Annotated in this window: 7 protein-coding genes; 2 read left to right on the top strand and 5 right to left on the bottom strand. The window is 67.3% G+C overall.

Annotated features, from left to right (window positions below; genetic code table 11):
- The 3 genes from ACFWXO_RS18695 to ACFWXO_RS18685 form a co-directional block, all read right to left on the bottom strand.
- Positions 1 to 3,098 (bottom strand): NACHT and WD repeat domain-containing protein (locus ACFWXO_RS18695; protein ID WP_380524944.1); only part of this gene is annotated, 3,098 nt, incomplete at its 3' end.
- Between the two features lie 62 nt (positions 3,099 to 3,160).
- Positions 3,161 to 3,610: a hypothetical protein gene (locus tag ACFWXO_RS18690; protein WP_380524943.1), complete on the bottom strand. Its 450-nt coding sequence runs from the start codon at positions 3,608 to 3,610 to the stop codon at positions 3,161 to 3,163.
- A gap of 1,696 nt (positions 3,611 to 5,306) precedes the next feature.
- Positions 5,307 to 5,744 carry a hypothetical protein gene (locus ACFWXO_RS18685; protein WP_380524942.1) on the bottom strand — a complete coding sequence of 146 codons (438 nt, stop codon included), beginning with the start codon at positions 5,742 to 5,744 and terminating at the stop codon, positions 5,307 to 5,309.
- A gap of 209 nt (positions 5,745 to 5,953) precedes the next feature.
- Here ACFWXO_RS18685 and ACFWXO_RS18680 point away from each other — a divergent pair, with 209 nt between their 5' ends.
- Positions 5,954 to 6,085, top strand: a complete 132-nt coding sequence (locus ACFWXO_RS18680; RefSeq protein ID WP_380524940.1) for a hypothetical protein — start codon at positions 5,954 to 5,956, stop codon at positions 6,083 to 6,085.
- Positions 6,086 to 6,936: 851 nt separating this feature from the next.
- On the opposite strand, the gene ACFWXO_RS18675 is transcribed toward ACFWXO_RS18680, so the two are convergent.
- The gene (locus tag ACFWXO_RS18675; protein ID WP_380524939.1) at positions 6,937 to 8,334 is read right to left on the bottom strand and encodes a hypothetical protein; all 1,398 of its coding nucleotides are present in this window, start codon (positions 8,332 to 8,334) and stop codon (positions 6,937 to 6,939) included.
- A gap of 16 nt (positions 8,335 to 8,350) precedes the next feature.
- Positions 8,351 to 15,577, bottom strand: a complete 7,227-nt coding sequence (locus ACFWXO_RS18670) for a polymorphic toxin-type HINT domain-containing protein (RefSeq protein WP_380524938.1) — start codon at positions 15,575 to 15,577, stop codon at positions 8,351 to 8,353.
- 487 nt (positions 15,578 to 16,064) lie between these two features.
- Between ACFWXO_RS18670 and ACFWXO_RS18665 the strand changes: the two genes are divergently transcribed.
- Positions 16,065 to 19,637 (top strand): ricin-type beta-trefoil lectin domain protein, encoded by a 3,573-nt coding sequence (locus ACFWXO_RS18665; protein ID WP_380524937.1) that lies wholly within the window; start codon positions 16,065 to 16,067, stop codon positions 19,635 to 19,637.
- Positions 19,638 to 20,081: the final 444 nt, after the last annotated feature.

Below are 20,081 nucleotides of genomic sequence, written 5' to 3'. Positions count from 1 at the left end.
AGGGGTGCGCCGAGTGGTGTGGGCTTGTGGGGGTCGATGGTCTCCCAGAGCCGGACAGTGCCGTCCTCGCTGCCGGCGGCCAGGGTGTGTCCGTCCGGGCCGAATGCCACCGAACTCACACCGCCGACGAAACCAAGCAGCGTGGGCAACGGCGTCGGCTTGCGTGGATCGGTGATGTCGGACAGCCAGACTGCTCCGCCGCCGCCCGCGCTGGCGGTGCCGAGTGCGGCGGTGCGCCCGTCCGAACTGAGGGCGAGGGCTGCGACTGGGCCGGCAGCACCCGACTGGGGCATGCCGAGGAGCGCAGGGCGGTGGGGGTCCGTCACGTCCCAGAGCCGTGCCCATGTCATTCCGTTGGATGTCGCCAGCAGGTGCCGTTGCTGGCTGAAGGCAACCGGCCCGCCGCCTGCCAGAAGAGTCGGCGGCAGGCTCCACAGGGTGACGGTTCCGTCGCGGCGAGCCTCGGCCAGGGTGTGTCCGTCCTTGCTGAACGCAAGCGACGTAGCGGGGCGCTCGGATCTGCGCGGCAGCCGCTCGAGTGTGGTGGGGTAGTACGGGTCCGTCATGTTCCAGAGGTTGGTGATCCCGTCAGTGGTAGCCACCGCGAGCACACTACCGTCCGGGCTGAACGCCACCGACGTGATGTCGCTGGTGAGGCCAGCCAGCAACCCGGCGCTCACGGTGCGTCCGGGTATTCGCGGGTTCTCGATGTTCCAGAAGTCCAGGCTGTTGTGCCTCCCCCCAACAACGAGGATGCTGCGGTCCGTACTCAGCGCCATCGGGGCGCCTGCCCCGGCGAGGTCCGACAGGTGCTGCGCAGGGTGCGACGTGTCGTTCATGTCCCACAGCTCGAGGCGGCCGGACGAGTTGGTGACCACCGCCTTGCCGTCCGGGCTGAACAGCATTGAGGAGACAGCCACGCTGGGCTGAACGTCGGGGTCGGTTCGCTGTGCAGCGTGCCGGGGATCGGTGACGTCCCAGAACTTCACGATGCCCGATTCCCCGCCATCGACGTCGCCTCCCACAGCCAGGATGTGCCCGTCTGGGCTGAACTTCACGTCAGCTGCGTCCCCGGGCGCCTGCAACGGTCGGCCGAGCTGGACAGGGTGCCGCGCGTCGGTCATGTCCCACAGGGTCGCTACCCCGCCCCGGTGGCCGGAGTCCCCGAGGTTCCCGCCAATGGCCAGGACCTTTCCGTCTGGGCTGAACTCCAACGCGACCGCTGGGGTAGCCGTAGGCGGCTGCATGTAGCCCAGGAGCACGCAGCGGTGCGGATCACGCGCGTCCCAGAGCCGTACGCCGTTGTCCGCACTGGCAGTGGCAAGGAGGGCCCCATCGGGGCTGAACGCGATCCTGGAGACGGCGGTGCCGGAGGAGACAGCCAGGTCGGTGGAGATCGGGGTGTTCTCCAGGTTCACCAGTTGCAACTCAGTGTCCTGGCTCGGGGCCCGTTCGTGGGCGACCAGGGCGAGTTGGGCGGCGAGCGCCGGGTCCGTGCCAGCCAGCTGCAGCACCTCGGCGGAGAGCTGCTTGTTGACGGCCAGGCCCGCAGCGGACCGGGCCGCTTCGCTCTGCTGGAACGCGAACACCGCGGTGGCGAAGGCGAGCACGGCCAGAGCCGTGACAGCAGCGACAGCCCGTCTGCGGCGACGGCGCAGCCGCTGCTGCTGGCGAGTGGACGCACGGAGGAAGGCGTCGGCGCTGGCGCTCAGGTCGCCAGGGTGGTCGGTGGCCCAGCGGCAGGCGGATTCCAGCACGCCGCCGCGGTAGAGCAGGCCGCTGTCCCGGTCGGCGCGGGCCCAGGCGGTGGCCGCTTCTTCCAGCTCCTGACGGATCAGGTTCCCGGCACGATCCTGGTCGATCCAGCCCCTCAGCCGTGGCCAGGCCTCGATCAAGGCCTCGTGGGCGATGGTCACCGTCAGCCTGTCCTTGGTGAGCAGCCGGTGCTGGATGAAGCCGTCGAGAACCATCTCGGTCAGCCCGCCTTCAGGTAGGTCCTGGACGAGGTCGCGGTAGGCGACGTGGCGGCGGACATCGTCGGTGTCCCGGCTGACGGCGACCAGCCGGAGGAACAGGGCGCGAGCGACCTCACGGCCCTCGGGGGTGAGCGCAGTGAAGACTTCCTCCGCCGTCCTGGCGACGGCCCCCCTGATGCCGCCGGTCATCAGGTACCCCTCGACCGTCATGGTGTCGTCCCGGCGCTCCTGCCAGGTCAGCCGCAGTGCGTGGGCGAGAAGCGGGAGCCCGCCTGCCCATGAAGTGGCCGTCCCGTCGCCGTGTGCCGGGGCAGCAGTGGTGCCCAGCTCGGCCAGCAGAACCTCCACCAGGCCATCCTGGATCTCCAGCCCGACATCCTCGGCCGGGTAGCGGATCGCTTCCTCAATCTCGGTCCGACTCATCGGGTCGAGCAGGACCGGGGAGGCCCGCAGTGCCGTCCGGAGCCGCTCGTAGGCCGTGCATTGGGCGTAGAAATCGGCACGCAGCCCGAGGACGACGAGGACGTTCCGGGCTGGTGAACGTGCGAGGTGGTCCAGTACATCGATGAACCAGCTCCGCTCGGTCTCGTCGGTGCACAGGGTGAAGATCTCCTCGAACTGGTCGACCACCAGCACGAGCCCGGCCGCACCGGTATCGCTCAGCAGTTCAGCAGCGCTACGTTCGGCATCCGTCGGCCAGTTCTGCGATCCACCACGATGGTCGAACGCCGTCGACAGCGCCGTGGCTGGTGAGGCGGTCGGGGTCAGCAGCACCTGGCGCCAGTGCGCAGAGCCGTCGACCGGCAGGCCCCCGCCAGCGAGGTCGGGCAGCACCCCGGCAGCGAGTAGGGAGGACTTACCCGCCCCGGAGGGGCCGAGCACGACGAGCGGGCCACCCTCCCGGAGCCGCACGTCCAAGTGCCCGCGCACCAGTGCGACAGCCTGCTCGCGGCCATAGAACCACTCAGCATACGGCGCGGTGAACGACTGCAGACCTGGGTAGGGGCACCGAATGTCGACTCCCCGGCCGACGGCCCGCCGGGTACGGACCCGGCCCGCGCCGTGGACGATGCTAATGTTCCCGCCGGCGACGTAGGCATCGCCGCCACCGGTGACGTGCACGTCTAGGTGCCTGGGCGTCCCGCTCCCACCGCCACCTGAACCGGGTAAGTCCGGCAGCTCGGTCACGCCGAGTCGCCCCTGGACCCCCGGGGCTCGCGGTGGACCGTGAGATCGCGGCCAGCCACATAGGCGTCCCCGCCACCTGTCACGTGGGCACTGACCGTCGTCGAACCTGCCACAGGCAGGCGCCCTCCAGGCTCGGCCAGCGCGCCCTCGACCAACGCGCGCAGCTCATCGGCGAGGTCCGGCTCCGCAAGCAGCAGCCTGAACAGCCGCGCCTGCCATTCGGCCGCCAGCACCTGCCGCAACTGCTCCTCGGAGCCATCCTCTTGGGCGGCAAGCAGGTCTGTACGGGCCTGAGCGAGGTCCTCCGACGCCCGCTCAGGATGCGAGCGCCGCCACAGTGCCAGAACGGCGGACCTTACTGCGGCCCACCCGTCGCTGGCGATCAGATTGATCAACTGGCTAGCCGCGCTTGACGTCAGCGCAGTCAGGTCCGAGCCCAGGTCCATGGCTCCATCCACCCCCATCGAATCGGACTAGCCACGATACTGTCGCCAAGCCACGGGTGGGCATGCCGACGGCATGTCATACATGTTCACGGCAAGGGACACTTCGAGCAATGCTGCGACCATCAACACGACGGCCTATTCTGACTTCAACTGTCATGTCCTGTAGGTTGATTGGCCGACTGCCCAGTTAGTCTGAGATGCTCTCAGGCTCGGAGGGTCGGGCCGACGGCGGGGTTGGTCGATGCTGGGGTGGCTGGAGGCTGCGGCCTGTGGCGCGGGGGGGCGGACTGATCGCCGAGGCGCTCGTGACCTTTGGGCGTCTGAAAGCCCGGCAGCAGGCACGCTACGCAGCAAGGGCCACGGGGGCACCGCTTCCCCGGCTGGTTATGTCCGTCGATCCGCTCGCGGACTTGCTCGCGGCGCTCCTCCGCGTGCTGCTAGGCGGCGCGGCGGACGACGGCCCGCACGAGCCCGTCGTCGTCCGGAGCGGCCCGCGGCCTACCCGTGGGAGGCCGCACCTCCAGCTGCTGAAGAGTTTGTCCGGCAGTAACTCACAGAATGCGGAACCTGGAGTGGTCATCGGCCCGGTCACTGGTTTCCCCATGCCTTCGAGCGGGATGTTCGGGACGGACGGTGGAGGGCCGCTCGAATGGATGAGCGCGGAAAGGGCCGTCAAGGCCCGGGTCCGGCGGCAGCCGGACTTTCGTGATCGGCGCAGTGACGCCCACTCGGTAGGGTGTGCAGCCGACGACGGCGACCGGACCGGGCGGCGGAAGCGGCACAAATCGCCAGGCTGCCGGGGCAACGGCAGCTGGGGTACGCAAGGGTAACGGTTGAACCGTGTCCACCGGAATCGGGCTACTGCTGTCGATGTCAGCGGCGGATCTTAGCGTCCAGCGTATGGGCTTCACCAGCGTTTGGGCGATCACCAGCCACCCGGATTCCTTTATCTCCGACCTGTCTCCCCGGTAACTGCCCGCTATGGAGGCGGACCGGTCCCAGCCCCGCGCTCAAGCGCGATGGGAACGTCGGCTGCAGGCGCCTCTGCCCGACTACAGGACGTGGTATAGGAGTTCGGGGCCAGCGTCGGCTGACGATGCTGCGGTGGAGTCGTTCCGGGAGCTCACCGCCCCAGGGCTCAACGTTGACGCTATGTGCTGCGGAGAGACCGATCCGGACTTCTGTGTCATCGACGATGTGTGGACGGATCATCCGGATGACGGCCCTTTCGTCTCGGTAAACTCCAAGGAGTACGCGGTCGCATCGCTCTTCCATGCCATCGGCCCAGCCCGCGCCTCCCTCTTTCCGGGCTGGTGCGGCAGCTTCCTGCTCACCGCCGCCCAGGTCCGCCAGACCTTGCCGCGCGTGGAGCGAGCCCTGACTTTCACCGCGGCCGAACGTTCCGCAGCGGATGCTCAGGATTGGCTGCAGTACTCGCCCCGGGAGGAGTCCGTCCTTGACGGGCCGCTGCGACTATGGCGCGCGGCGGCCGACAACGGGCTCGGCTTGTGCGGCGTGGCGGTACACTCTCCTGACCCTCGCCCCAACCTGGCTTCCTGGAAGGGTCTTTACACTCACGTCCTTGGCAGCCCGCCAGCCGGGCCGGCGAGCATCTGTCTTGCTGGCCAAGCTTTCGGACATAGATGGGTGGCCCAGTCCGTCGCACCCGACCTCAGGGCTCGAACAGATCGTCCTGTCAGCCGCCGGTCCGCAGATCACACAGGCCGTCCTCGAAGGCTGTGAGTGCGTAATGCCCTGTGCCGCGGCCGGGCATCTCGAGTTTCTTGAGCTGCCCTCCGACGATGTGGGAGACCAGCGGTACCGGAAGCGCATCAGGCCAGAGACCGGTCCGCTTGCCCTCAGAGAGCACCCGCCGGAACGCACCGGTGGATCCCCGCAGGCTTCGGCCGTTCGCCTTCAACTCCTCTGCGGCGCACTCGCCTTCGCCGTGGACGACCTGGAGCAGGATCTGCTGCGCGCGGGGCGGAAGACGGTCATAGTACGAGCGGGCCTGCTTCGGCGTCCAGCGGTCGTCGGGTTCCGCAGTCACGACGGCGGCCGGCATGGTGGCGAGCGCGAGCAGCTTCTCGAGTGCCTCTGGGGTCGGATTCTCCACGGTGATCGTGATCTTCATGGCGGACACCCTTGCACCCCAGGGGGATGAACACAAATAACCACAGCAGACATTCTAAGAACAGAGGGCGCGCATCGAGCGCCTCATCATGTATCAATCTCTGTGTTGCATCCTCTAACTGGATTTAGAGGATGCAACACAGGACCTGGTACAGATACGCTGTCCCGGACGGATCATCAGCCTGCCGCGCCGGAAGCAGAGCACCATCTGTGGGTGCGGACGCGGACAACCTGCCCGCTCTGGCGGCGACCGCCGCCGAGGTGGTGGTCGGCGAGCTGGTGGACGACGGCCAGGAACTCGTACAGTTCACACCCGACGGAATCGACCGAACGAGACCCTGACCGAGGACGCGGCCGACGACCTCGCCACCGCCCGACCGGCACGCACTAGTCAGACCTACGCCGAATAGTGGCGCTACTTCGCCCGCTGGTGCGCCGACACAATGGCCGACGCCCGGGACCGCGTACGAGCGAAGCGAACATGCTCTCCTACATCTCCCACCTACGCCGCCACGGCGGACGCGACGGCACGGGCGCGCCGGTGAGCTCGCTCCGCCTGGCGATGGCCGCGATCCGCAACGCCAACGCCCGTGCGGGATACGAGAACTGGCCCCCGAAGAAGGCAAAAATCGGGTCTGTCATGCTGAGGTTGGTAGTCAACATGAGGCCCCGGCCCTGGAGTTGCGCATCACTCGGCACATTGCGATCATCCTCAAGGTAGGCATCTACGAATTCCCCTCGGACGCTTACTTGCAGATACTGCTTCAAAATCGACTCTCCGGGGCGGGCCACCTAGATTCTGCTGGCAGCCCACCCGTCACCTTCACTGATTGCTCCCGGGGAGACATCTGCGTCTTCGGCTACGAGGTAGGCCAGCAGGTCCGATAGAGACTCCAGGGCAGTCTTTCCGCCCGAGCGCCCGAGGGTGCCGCACTCAAATGCCATGATCCCGCCACAGTGGCCAGTGGGCGTCGAAAATGCATTGGGCTTGAATACCCCAGAGGCCTCACCAGATCTATTCCGGTGAGACCTCTGGGCCGGACCCTATTGATATCGCTTTTCCACGCTGTGCACCAGTAGTGGAGAGTTTCCAGCCAGCACAATGTACGTGTGGAGTTACGGGACCGTCGGATTGCACCACGCTACAACGGCAACCGCGCGCGAGTTGGAGCTGTACTTGTCCTGGCTGCGCCTCAACAGGTCAGCCGTGGAATCCCTGAGGAGTCGAGCAGCTGATGCATGAGGGGCAGCGGCAACGCCGGATTGGCCGCTGCCCGAATCGACGTCTGCGAATCCTGGTCGCCAAGCAGTTCCGTCATCCTCCCATAAGGCAAATTCGGGTGTGAGGCCACAGCACGCCGGAATCGCAGATCGGAATCGTGGCTGAGTCGCAGCAACAATTCAGCCGGGGCTTCGGGATCATGGGTGGCGAGATACCGTTGCAGCGGCTCAGGGGAATCGCCGAACCGCCGCGCGAGCCCGACGCGCGGAAAGTTCGGATGATCCAGAAGCATGCTGCTCAGCGGACCGGTCCAACGGGAAAAAGTGTCGAGAACAACCTCGCTATCGACGGTGGACTGGTTCTCGCAGAGCAGGATTCGCACCGGGAAGTCGTCATCGCGGCCAAGGAGATCAATAGCATCCTGAGGCAGATGCCTGTTGCAGGCGGCGCTGCGGCGGAGCAGCGTGTTCGCGGACGCTGCGCACCGACGTAGCCTCTCGACACCAGTCGAATCAAGAACCCAAGGGACAGCGCTGAGTCGATCGGATTCCGACACGTGATAGTCGATCTCCGCACGCTGTGCCTCTGTCAGGTCCGGGCGCGAGGCAAACTGCAGGCGAACCGTGTGCTCCGGGTCGTCAGCGAGGAGACGTGCCGTGTCCAGCGCAACGGTTGGATTGCCGGCCATGGCGGCGCGCTCATGCTTGTCACCTGTCTCGGCCAGGCGCCGCGCCGTCGCTGGGTGCAATTCGGCCCTCATGAGTACCTGAGCGCGCTGGACAGGCACGTCATCCGTGAACTGAAGATACAGATCAGTGGCGTCGGCATCGTGGATGCTCGCCTCCTTCGCAGCGTCTCCCCGCACAGAGGACGCAGCGTCCACCAATAGCAGTCTCCGCTCCTCGGCATCGAGATACTCCCAGGCTCGGCATGCAGCACGGCGCCGCTGGGGGTCGGCGTCCAACGCCAACGCGGCTAGTGCACGGGAAGGCGGGAGGTTCTCCTCTGCTCGTGAGCGGACCTGGGCATCCTGGTCGTGAAGCAAGGCACGCTGTGCCCACTCCGGCAATGAATCCACCGGGACCCTGAACCACTGCGGTCCAATCGCCACCGCGGCTCTCACCGTCGGATCAGGATCATTCACAAGTCGTGCCCGAAAATCACCGGAAGCGTACTTGTTCTGCGCGAACGCTACACGCAACGTCACGTGTGGAGAAGTCACGATCCCATCGACGACCTGATCGGGCAGGCGCCGCCAGGCTAGGGTTTCCCAGTAGCTCGACGCCTCGTCGGAAAGCAGCCGCAGCAGCACGTCTGCAGGAGCTGCCGGATTTTTGATGATTCCACAGATCATCTCATGGTTCTTCAATGTGCGCTCCATAGGGCTACGGCAGGTCGGCGAACGGATTTGATCCACCAACCCACGTGATGCTGTCTCGGACCGACCTCGGCGCCGCCTTGATCTGCCCCAGCTCCCATCCCGTGAAATCTTTCGACGGGTTGCTCGCAAGGTCGCGTGCAGTCATACTATCGGCCCATTCTCTCGCGCCTGCGGATCCTCCTTTGACATCCCTCAGGTCGAATACAAGGCTCGTGCCACTGTCCGGCTTCAGGGCGGCCCTGAAATGATTGAAGAAGTCAGTGTAGTCGCCGGCCGTCCCGGCCCCACCAAAACCGTCGGAGTAATCGTGGAACCATACCGAACCGGGATCACCGTTGAACTTGTGCTCGCCCGTTAGATCTTCCAAGTTCCTGCCATCGACTCCGAGCACGATCGTCGAAGGACCACAGCCGGCATTGTGGACAAGAACAGGTGTGCCACCTGCGAGGACATAGTACGTGTGGAATTCGTCGACTGTCAGATTGTAGGTGGCGATGGGCTTCGTGTAGCTACGGACTGCAGCGATGGCCTCTTCGGTGCCGTCCGGCTGGCGGAGCTTATCTCCCACCGGCAGGTCAGCAGCGTTGACCCACTTCTCACTTGTCACGTCCCAGAAGGGATGGTGCTGGGTCGAGGTGAGTGTCTGGTCACCGTCCGCCGTGTGGACTGTCAGGTCGGTGAAGTCGACGTCAGTGAGGGTCTTGATGACATCGGTGACCTTCTGCGCGCGAGTCTGACCTGTTGACGGGTCCGTTGCTTGCACTGTGTCACCGACACGGATTTCTCCGATCGACTTTGTGGCGCCGTCGGCAAGGAGCACAGCAGTCTCTACAGGGAAGCTATTGTCCTCACAGAGCCGTGCGAGAGCCCTCATGAGGTCCTTTAGGGCTGACTTTTCGCTGTTCGCCAGCATCGAGTTGATGCCCCGTGCAGCCGGGCCCAGGTCGAAAGTCGAAATTGCCGCGCCGAGCGTGTCGCAGGCTTCCGGGTCCGAGCCGTTTGCTCCGCCACCCTTGGCACACTTGTACCAGGGGATCACGACCGTCATATCGGCCAGCATTTTGCCCATGGCCTTGGCGTGATCTAGATCCTGGTCCCGTTGCTGCTGGCTAGTACAGCGTTTTCCTTGCCGCGACGTGTCGACGCAGGTCTTCTTCGTATATGCCTGGTACGCGTCATCGATGATCTTCTTGACGCGGGCGACCTTCTGCTCCGCGATGGTGTGGTCGGGGTTCTGGTTGATCGTGCTGTGACTGCATTCGCTGGTGACGCAGTCGCCGACCATGGTGGCTTCGGCGGAACAGTCGCTACCGCAGGCGTTGCCGTGTTCGTTGCAGCCCTCGTGGCCGTTGCGGCAGGTGTAGAGGCCGTTCGGGTCGCTGGAGTTGACGGGGTCGTTGTTGCTGTAGGCGTAGGCGTTCCACTGCTGTGGGTTGTCCGGGCCAATCAGCGGGTCGGGGTTGAGGAAGCGACCGGTGGTGGGTTGGTACTCGCGGGCGCCGAGGTTGGTGAGGCCGGTGGCGTCGTCCTTGGTGCCGCCGACGAAGCCGTGGTCGCCGGCCCAGGTGGTGGGCTGGGTGCCGCGGGGGTTGCCGAACGGGTCCGACGGCCGCCGGGACTCCGCCAGGGTGGTGCCGTCGAGGGCGAGGGTGCCGGTGCCGTGCGGGTCGGCGATCTGGTAGGTGCTGCTGCCGCCCTGGCGGACCAGGGTGATGCCGCCGGGGATCTGGTAGTAGCGGATGCCGGTAACGGTGCCGCCGGTGTAGACGAGTTCGTCGCCGCCGAGGTTGATGGTGGTCTTGCCGGGGTCGCGGCGGATGAGCTGGTTGCCGGCGGCATTGTAGAGGTAGGTGGTCGGTCCGGGGGTGCCGGTCTTGGCGTAAGAGGCGAGCTTGTCCTCGCCGTTCCACGTCAGGGTGGCGGTGCCGGAGGTGTCGGTGACGGCGGTCGTATTCCCTGCCGCGTCGTACTGGGTGCTACTGCCGGTGGTGCCGGCCGCTGCCGTGGTCGTGGAGCCTGTCAGGGCGTGCGGGCCGCCGGATCCACCACCCGTGTTGGGCGCGGTGGTCGGGGTGTTGACAGCGCCGGTGGCCGGGAAGGCCTGCTTGGTGGTGGTGTCCTTGGTGCTGTCACCGTAGGGGTCGTGCTGGACGAGCTGGGTGCGGTTGCCGGTGAGGTCGTAGCCGTAGCTCTGCCAGTACGCGGCGGGTCCTCCGACCGTCGTCCTCAGCGGGGCCTGGGCGCCGCTGGTGGGCGAGGAGTTCGCACAGTAGCCGATGCCTCCCACCGTGGGCTGCGGGGCTTGGGTGAGCGTGCCGGTGTCGGTCCAGCCGTTGGTGAGCCGGCCGAGGTAGTCGTAGCCGAAGCACTGGAGGTCGGTGGACGACGGGGTGTTGTCCGGGATGTTCCGTACGGCTGTGATCTGCCCGGCCGCGTTGTAGGCGTAAGTGACCTGCTGAACCGCTCCGGTCGCGGCGGTCTGCTTGTCGACGAACTGCTGCAGCGGCCGGCCGGTGGAGGCGTCGTAGGTGTTGGTGACGACAATCTGGGTGCCCCACGGGTTCACGGTGGAACGGATGTTGCGTCCGAAGGCGTCCCAGTCCGAGGACAGGTCGTAGGTGGCTCCGCCGTAGACGCCGTAGGTGCTGAGCGGGCCGTTGTTGTCGTACGAGTAGTGGATCAGCTCCTCGGCGATGTCGCCGACGGCCGAACGGTCGTCGTCGGTCAGTGCACCGGTGACCGGGTCGTACTGTGCCTGATAGGTGTAGGTGAACGGGGTGGTTCCCTGCCCGATTTCGGTACCGGGGATGGTAGTGGTGATGTTGGTCGGGTGGTAGGCGGTGTCGTAGGACAGGACAGCGGTGGTGTAGGCGCTTCCGGAGGCGCCGCCAACGTAGCGGGTCGACGTGGAGGGCTGGCCCGGGAGGACCGTGTCGTAGGTGAAGCCGGTCAGCTGGTTGGCTGGCGCGACCGAGCCCGCGTACGAGCCGGTGGTGCGTCCGAGCAGGTCGTAGGTGTAGGCGATGGTCTGCCCGCGCGCGTCCGTGGCGGTGGCCGGGCGGCCGTCGGCGTCGTAGGTCTTGGCGCTGGTTCCGGTGTCCGGGTCGGTGGCGGTGACCTCACGTCCGCGTACGTCGTAGCCGCGGCTCCAGGTATTTCCGGCCGCGTCCTTGTGCGTGGCGATGTGGCCGTCGGCCGTGTAAGTGTAGGAGGTCACGTCCGCGTCGGCCGGGTTGCCGGTGGCCGTGGCGGTCTTGTACTGCCACAGTTGGGCGGTGTGGCCGCGGGCGTCGGTGACGGTGGAGGTGGGCGTGGCGCCGGCGGGTGGCGTGGTGTCGGTCCGGTCGATGCCGGGGTAGGCGGTCGTGGTGGTGGTCTGGGTGACGCCGTAGGCGACGAACTGCTGCGTGACCGGGCGGCCGAGGCCGTCGTAGAGGCTGTAGGCCTGGGCCGGGACCTCCTTCGTCGTAGTCACGTACGGCGTGGTACTGGGCGTGCCCTTGTCGTTGTACCAAGGGCTGTTCGCCCGGGTGACCCGGCCCTGGGAGTCGTAGACCGTGTCGGTGATCAGCCGTCCATCCTTGTAGGCGGACAGGGCTGGGGTGGACTGGGTCTGCACGACCCGGCCCGCGCCGTCCATGATCTGGATGCTGACGGCGTACTTCCCGTCCTTCAGCAGCTTGGAGCTGGTCACGGTCGGCGGAACGGCGGCGCCGTTGACAACGCCCTGCATCGAGTACGCGAACGTGGCGTTGGCGCTGGCTGCGATGTCCTGGCCGGGTAGCCACACGCCGGTGATCCGGCCGAGCGCGTCGTAGGACCGGCTGGTGCTACGGCCGTTGGGGTCAGTGACCTTGATCGGAAGGGAGCGTGCCGGGTCCATCGTGGTCGTGCCGACTCGCCCGGTCGCGGCGTCGGCAGCACCGGCCGGGGCCGGGGCGGTGACGGTGAGGCTGTTGGGGAGCTCGCCCACCGTCGACGCGGTGTAGGCCGTCGTCGTGGTGGCGCCGCCCGGGTGCGCGCTGTCCGTTGCGTTCGGGTCGGTTGTCCCGACAAGTCGCCCGTAGCCGTCGTAGGCATTGTTCACCGCGGTGAACTGGGGTGTGCCGCCAGCGTCGTAGTGGTCGAGCGCCAGGCTGCTCGTCACGTCGTGCGCGCTGCCGAGCCGGCCGACAGCCTGGCCGTCGTACGCGGACCTGCTCCAGGAGAGGGTGTTGGCGGCGGTCGGCGTAGCGGTGCAGGCATTCGCGCCGGAGACTGCGATCACCTCGGACGGCAGTGCCAGGACCTGCGGGTCCGAGCCCGCCGCGTAGTTGGTGCGGGTGCAGATGTCCGGCAGGCCGTCGGCGGTGTCGATCGAGGTGAGGACGCGGTTGCCGTTGGCCTTGTCCGTTGCGGTGGTCTTCGCCGACGTCCGCCACGTGCCGTCCGCCTTCAGTGACCGTGATGTGGTGGTCGCGTTGGTGGTGGCGTAGCGGGCGGTGAGGGCGGGCATGTTGGTGCCCTGGCTGTGCGTGGCGGTGGTGACCGGGCCGCTGGCGGTGCTGACGGTGTATCCGGCGATGCTGCCGCTGGCCTGGGTGTAGGTGTCGGACTCCAGGACCTGGCCGGAGAGCCAGTCGGAGTCAGTGATCGCGGGGGTCCCGGTGACCTGGCCACTCATCGGGCCGGCGATCTGGACGCTACGTCCAGTGCCGTTGGCGAGGACGTCACCGTCCATGCCCTGGTAGTACGTCGTCGAGCTCTGTGACTGTGGGCCGTCGTTGCCGCTTCCGGAGACGGCGGTGACGCTCGCGTAGCCGCGGAACTGGTCCCAGGTGCGGGTCTTGTCCTGGGTCGCGGGCGAGTCGTTGCGGTGCCAGGCGGCCTTGCCATAGGCGTAGTTGGTCACCATCGGTATCGAGCCGGGGGTCGCCGGGTTCGTGGTGACGCTGGCGACCGGGTACTTCAGGAACCAGTCGTCGACGGGCGCCGCGCCGATGATCGAGCCGGGCGGGTTCCACTTGACGTTGTAGCAGGAGAGCGTGTCGCTGTCAGCGGAGGCCGGCATGACGTTGTTCACCCGCGAGCAGCTGGCGGGGGCGTAGTTGACGCCGATGGTGCCGCCGGTCTCGGTGGTGATCAGCTGGATGCGGGGCCGGTTGTAGGCCGGCGGTGCGGGCACGAGGTTGGTGCCGTCCACACGGTTGGGCAGCAGCTGGGAGGTGAAGGAAACGGACGGCAGAGTGATGGAGCCGCCGTTCGACTGGGGGTCCTGGCCGGTGCGCTGGACCGAGGCGAGCCAGGGGACCTGGGTGTTCTCGGTGGCGTTCTGCACGTTGATGAACGTGTGGTTGAGCGTGTAGGAGTCGACCGTCTGGTAGGCGCCGTTGACCCGGATCTGGGTGGCGATGGACGCAAGCCACTTAGTGGTCCAGAACGTAGGACCGTAGACAGTGCACGTGCTGTTCGCGTCACACTGCTGGTCCAGCGGGACGTCGGGCCAGTTCGCGGCGTTGGCGGCGGTGCGCTGGGACGGGTCGCAGGCCGCGGTGGAGGTCACGCACCGCTCGGAGGTGTTGAAGACGATCTTCGCGGCGGGGTTGTAGGCGCCGTTGTTGTTCAGCTGGTCTGAGAGGAGCTGCCCGTAGCCGATCGAGGAGAGCGCACCCGCGCGGGTGTAGGCGCTGTTGGTGCCGCTGCCGTTGCTCTGGGCGCCACCGCGGGAGTAGTAGTTCGTCTCAGGGGCGTAGGCGTAACTGGTGAGGTTGCCGTGCGGGTCCACGACGGAGTCGAGGTTCCAGCGCCACGCGGTCTGGCACCACGAGCCCTTGCCCTTGGCCGGGTCGTAGCACGGGTCCCCGCTGTTGGGCGAGTAGACCGGAAGGGTCCATGCCGAGCCGCTGTCCGCGCCGAGGGCGGTCGGGTTGCCGTTCGCGTCCGGAACGTGGTTCAGGCCGAAGTAGTAGACGGTGCCGCTGGTGTCGGTGACCTTGATGAAAGAGCCGTTCCAGGTGCCGTTGGTCGCGCCGGTCAGGAACTGGACCTTGGTGCCGTCGTCGTCCTTGAGCCGCCAGGTGCAGGCCGCTTGCTCCATCGCCGCCGGCGCGCCGGACTGGCAGGAGGCGTCGTCCGGAACCAGCTGGCCGGAATGCCCGGCCAGCGACAGGGTGAGGTTCGCGCCGCCCCAGCACTGGTCACCGGAGCTCGTGATGCCGTCCTGTGAGCAGGGCTTGAAGGACCGCTCGACGAAGCCGGCACCGTAGTCCCAGCCGTCGCCGATCCAGGAGGCCTGCGAGTTGGTCGACGAGGTCCGCCCGTCCACAGAGGCGGAGTCGTAGGACAGCGACACCTTCGGGGCCGCGCCGGCCAGCGCTGGCGGTACCTGCACTGGGTACCCGTAGGTGAACGCTCCCGACGAGCCGCCGGCGGTCCAGGCCTGGGAGGCCCCGAGCGGGGTCGCGGAGTAGGTTCCGGCCCCACTGGACGAGCCCGACACCACGCCGACCGTGGTCGAGGTGGTGGTGGAGTCCGCGTACACCGCACGGCCCGCTCCGGGGGCAGCGTCGGAGCTGGTCTTGGCGACCGGGGCGATCGACGACTTCGCCGTACCCGTTCCGTTCAGCGGGACGTCGGCAACGAGCTTCTTCGTCGCCGGATCGTAGTACGAATCGAGCGGCGTCTGCTTCCGGCAGTCGGCGGTCTGCGGCGTCGTCGTCGCGCAACCGGGCAGCACCACGAGATGGGCTCGGGCCGCCCAGTTCGCCCCGAAGGCGGCGTCCAGGCTCGACGCGTCGACGCCCAGTCGCACCGGTGAGTCGTCTCCCGAGCCCGGCCGGGTGAGGGTCACTGCCACGCCGGGGATCCCGGCGGTCGTCGCCGCCTTGGTGTCGGCCACGTCGATCTGGAGCGTCTGCCCGGCCGCCGACGAACCTGCCAGGGGTGCCACCGTGAGCGGCAGCCCGGAAACCTTGGCCTCCGCACCAGCCTGCGGCTTCTCTCCCTCTCCCAGAGGGTGTGCCCCGGGCGCGGATCCCAGCGTCACCGCGGCATGGCCACCCGGGACCGACTGCGGGCTCTTCGGCGGCGTCCAGGTCGGCGGCACCGGGTGCTCTGGCTTCGGAGCCGGAATCGGAGTGACGTTCTGGCCGGCGACCGAGGCCGTCTTCGGCAGGGCAGTATTCGGCGGCGACCACTTGCGCGAGTAGTCCGGCCCACCCACCGCAGCCGCGATCGGCAGGGGCGCGAGCATCGACCCGAGGACAGCGACCGTCGTGACGGCCGCAAGCCGTCCGCGCAGTCTCCCCCTCCCGCCCTTTGCCTTCTCGAAGCCAGACTGTTGTATAGATGACACGCTTTCAGATCCCCCAACCATTTGGCCCCCCGAATACGGGAGGCGCCTCCTGCATCCGAACCGGCGGATGCTAGCGGACCTTGATGAGGCACAGTCAAGACTGCGCCCCACGTGACACTTCTCACGGGGCCCGACGTATCCGCCGATTCACGGCAAGTCAGGACTTCATGGCCGGATTGAGTTGGGTTGATGTCAGCACATCCCCCTACGGTGCCTCTGACCTGTGCCTATGCAGGTCGTCCGTGCATTCTGGGGGGAGTTTCCCGTTTTGAACAGAAAGCGCCGCTATAACGGTGTGCCACACAGGGCCCTGACGGCGACAGCCGTGCTTGCGCTCATCACTGGCCTCTCAGGGCTCAGTGCCCACGCTGCTGATACGCCGACTGTGCCGTCGCAGGCCGCGATCGACGCCATCACCGCGAAGCAGCTACAGGAACGGCCGCCAGCCGGGGCGGCCGAGAAGGCCATCGCCGAGGCCAAGGCCACGCAGAAGAACGTCCCGGTCGACTCACTCACGACCGAGTACAGCGAGACCGTCGCCACCCCCGAGGGCCACCTCGCGCTCACCAACCACCTGGAGCAGCAGCGTGTGCGCCGGGGCGGAGCTTGGCAGGCACTGGACGCCACGCTGGTGGCCAATCAGGACGGCACGTTCTCGCCCAAGTCCGCGGCGGGACAGGTGACGCTGTCCAAGGGCGGGGACGGTCCGCTGGCGACTATGACCAGTCCGGACGGGAAGAAGCTCGCGCTGTCCGCGCCGTTCGCGCTGCCGGCGCCGACCGTCAGCGGTGACAGCCTGGTCTACCCGTCCGTCGCCCCCGACATCGACCTCAAGGTCACCGCCACCGAGTTCGGCGGCCTGACCACCGTCCTGGTCGTCAGGACCCAGGCGGCGGCCGCTAACCCGGTCTTGAAGAACCTGCACTTCGGGACCACCCTCGACGGCGTCAGCGTCAAGAGCGACGAACACGGCAGCGTCACCGTCGTCGGCGCCGACGGCAAGCCCCGCTGGGTCTCCCGCACCCCGCAGATGTGGGACAGCACCACCGCACCCGCCGCAAGCGCCCCCGCGCCCGTGACGAAGACCGCCCTGACGTTCAGAGCCGCCGCAGCGGACACGCCCGCCCCCGCGCCGACGAACGCGGGCCAGGCTCCGGCCATCGGCTCCGACACCGGCCCCGGAACGGCCTCCAAGGTCGCCACCATGCCGGTCAAGGCCGACAACAACGGCATCGACCTCACCCCCGACCAGGACCTCCTGGCCCACGGCACCGCCCCGTACTACATCGACCCCGACTACCTGCCCTGGACCCTGACGGGCAACTCGTGGACCTGGGTCCAGTCCGCCCACGACAGCCCCGGCAACTGGAACCGCCAGGGTCCCAAGGACGCCGACCACCCGGGCGTCGGCAAGTGCGGCTACTACCCCAACGGCGGCAGCTGCTCACCCGTCGACATCGAGCGCAGCTTCTACCAGTTCGACATCAGCTCGCTCGGCGGGGCGGTCATCCACTCCGCGACGATGACCATGCAGGAGTACGTCTCCGCCGACTTCTCCTGCACCACCAAGTACCCGCTCAACCTGTACGTCACCAACGGGCCGATCGGCAACGGCACCACCTGGTCCAACCAGCCCGGACAGCAGGGCGGCCAGCTCGGCGATACGGCACTAGTCGGCGGCTCGGGCCAAGGCACGTGCCACGACAACGTGCCGTTCAGCTTCGACATCACCGGCGCGATGAAGCAGTACGTCAACTACGGGCAGCTGACGTTCGGCCTCTACGGTGACGAGAACAACCAGTACGCCTTCAAGCGGTTCACCTACCAGCCGACGCTGTCGGTGATGTACGACCGGGTGCCCAACGTCCCCACCAACCCCGGGGTGTGGCCCGCCCCCACCACGGCCAGCCCCGCGGCGACCAACCAGTCCTGCGGCGACGGCAACGCCGACCACTGGGCCTGGCTCGGCGCCGGCTCGGCCCAGAACAACGCCGTCTGGCTCAACGCCACCGTCAGCAGCCCCACCCAGGCCCAGGTCGCCACGTGGGACCACATCTGGGACTACAACTCCTCCAACGGAGCGAGTGGAACCACTCCCTACGTCAACAGCGGCGGCACCACCAGCTTCCAGCTGCCCGCCGGCCTGATCCAGGACGGCCACGCCTACGGCTACGACATGCAGGCCACCGACGGCCTGGGCGACACCCCCTGGTCCGCCCCCACACCGAACTGCTACTTCAAGGTCGACCTCACCCCGCCGACCCTCACCTTCCCCACCACCGTCGCCGACACCAGCAAGCAGTTCCCGCCCAGCGGCAACGGCCAGGCCCCGCAGATCTACGCCGGCCAGAGCGGCGGCATCCCCTTCACCGCCACCGACCCCAGCCCCAGCGGCGGCTACACCTCCGGCGTGGCCTGCCTGCGCTGGAGCTTCGACCCCCAGCTCGTCGACTCCACCTGGCAGTGCGGCAGCTCCATGCCCACCGGCCAGATCCAGGTCACCGCCGGACGCTGGGGCACCAACGTCCTCTACGTCCAGGCCGAGGACAACGCCGGCAACCTCTCACCCGTAGCCCAGTACGCCTTCTACGCCCCCTGGAACCCCAACAGCCCCGCGCCGACCTTCGGCGACGTCACCGGCGACGCCCTGCCCGACATCCTCACCGCCGACCCCAACGGCGACCTGCGCGCCTACAGCATCCCCGCAACCGCGCCCAAGGCGTCACTTGCCTCACTCATGGCCAAGTCCCCCGACGGCGACTCCTGGGCCAACTACCGCACCACCCACCGCGGCAGCCTGCGCGGCGGCAACAACGTCGACGACCTCATCGTCCACAAGAACAACGGCAAAAGCCTCTACTACTACAAGAACCCCGGCAACACCAACGTCACCGGCGTCTTCGACGGCAACAGCACACTGGGTAAGCCGGCATGTGACCCGAAGCTGACGGACTGCACCGGCTACAACGCCGCCGACTGGTCCACCATCCTGCAGATCGCCGCCAGCGGAGACCCCAGCACCACCAAGCTCGATACCAGCAAGAAGTTCCTCAACCGCACCGGCCTGTTCACCGTCGAGACCAACCCGGACGGCACCGGCGGCGCCCTCTGGTTCTACCCCGTCATCGGAGACGCGATCTTCGGTTCGCCCACCAAACTCGCCGCCACCGGCTGGGACGGCTGGGACCTCATCTCCCCCGGCGACTGGGCAAACCAGGGCCACCCCGGCCTGTGGGCCCGCAACCAATCCACCGGAGACCTGCGCGGCTACACCTTCACCACCGGCACTATCACTGTCGCCCTTCCCTTCGGCAAGAGCGGCACCTACCCCACGCTCACCGGCATCGCCACCGACACCAAGATCGGCACCAACATCACAGCCGCCTACTGGCCCATCGTCGGCTCCGACGGCGACCTCACCGGCACCGGATCACCGTCCCTCTGGGGCATGACCCAGAACGGCATCATCCAGGAATCCACCGGCCACCCCACCACCGTCAGCGGCTCGCCCGCCTATATATGGGACACCGCCATGACCGGCGTCCTGAGCACCTACGCCGAGAACAGCCCCATCACCTACACCGCCCAGAACGGCAAGTGCGTCGACATCGCCGGCGCCAGCACCGCGAACGGCACCGCCGTCCAGCTGTACGACTGCAACGGCAGCAACGCCCAGAACTGGACCCCCAAGCCCGACGGCAGCCTCCGCGCCCTCGGCGAGTGCCTCGACGCCACCGGACGCGGCACCGCCAACGGCACCCCCCTGCAAATCTGGGACTGCGGCAACAGTGCACCGCAGCAGACCTTCGTCCCAAGGCCCGACGGAAGCCTCTACAACCCCGCCTCCGGCCGCTGCGTCGACCTCCCCGGAGGCACCGTCACCAACACCGCCCGACTCCAACTCTGGGACTGCAACAGCAGCCCCGCCCAGAAGTGGACCGCTCTGGTACGAAGCTGAGTGTCCAGCCCCGTCCCGGCATCACACTGGCCACCCTCTGACCTGATGGTGAAGCCCGGACAACACGTCCTCAACAATCACTGGGGCCACCTCGTCGATCAGTTCAACGAGGTGGCCCCAGCCCATTGCGACGAATGGTCTGATGTCCTAGTCATGGCTTCGACAACCTCGTCACAGGTGGGTCGGTGCCAGTCATGAACGACTCGCGGCCCGCAACCGGTTGACCTGCGACGCGCGATGCGCGGCGGCGGGCGCACCCCGGCTCGCGGAGCCGTTCGTAGGGGGACCTGGCCCACACGGATGCCGACGGCCCGAACGGCATCCGTTACGAAACAGGGGGTAGGTTCTGTACCCCTTACGAAAGTGCATCGAAAGCGGGTGAAACCGACAGTTCTTTCCGCCCCGCCACCTGGTTCCGGCGCACCCTGGCCGGCTCGAAAAGGA

Source organism: Kitasatospora sp. NPDC059088, from assembly GCF_042738155.1.
Lineage (GTDB): Bacteria > Actinomycetota > Actinomycetes > Streptomycetales > Streptomycetaceae > Kitasatospora.
The sequence above is the reverse complement of the archived record's forward strand: the minus strand, read 5'-3'. Positions and strand labels throughout refer to the sequence as shown.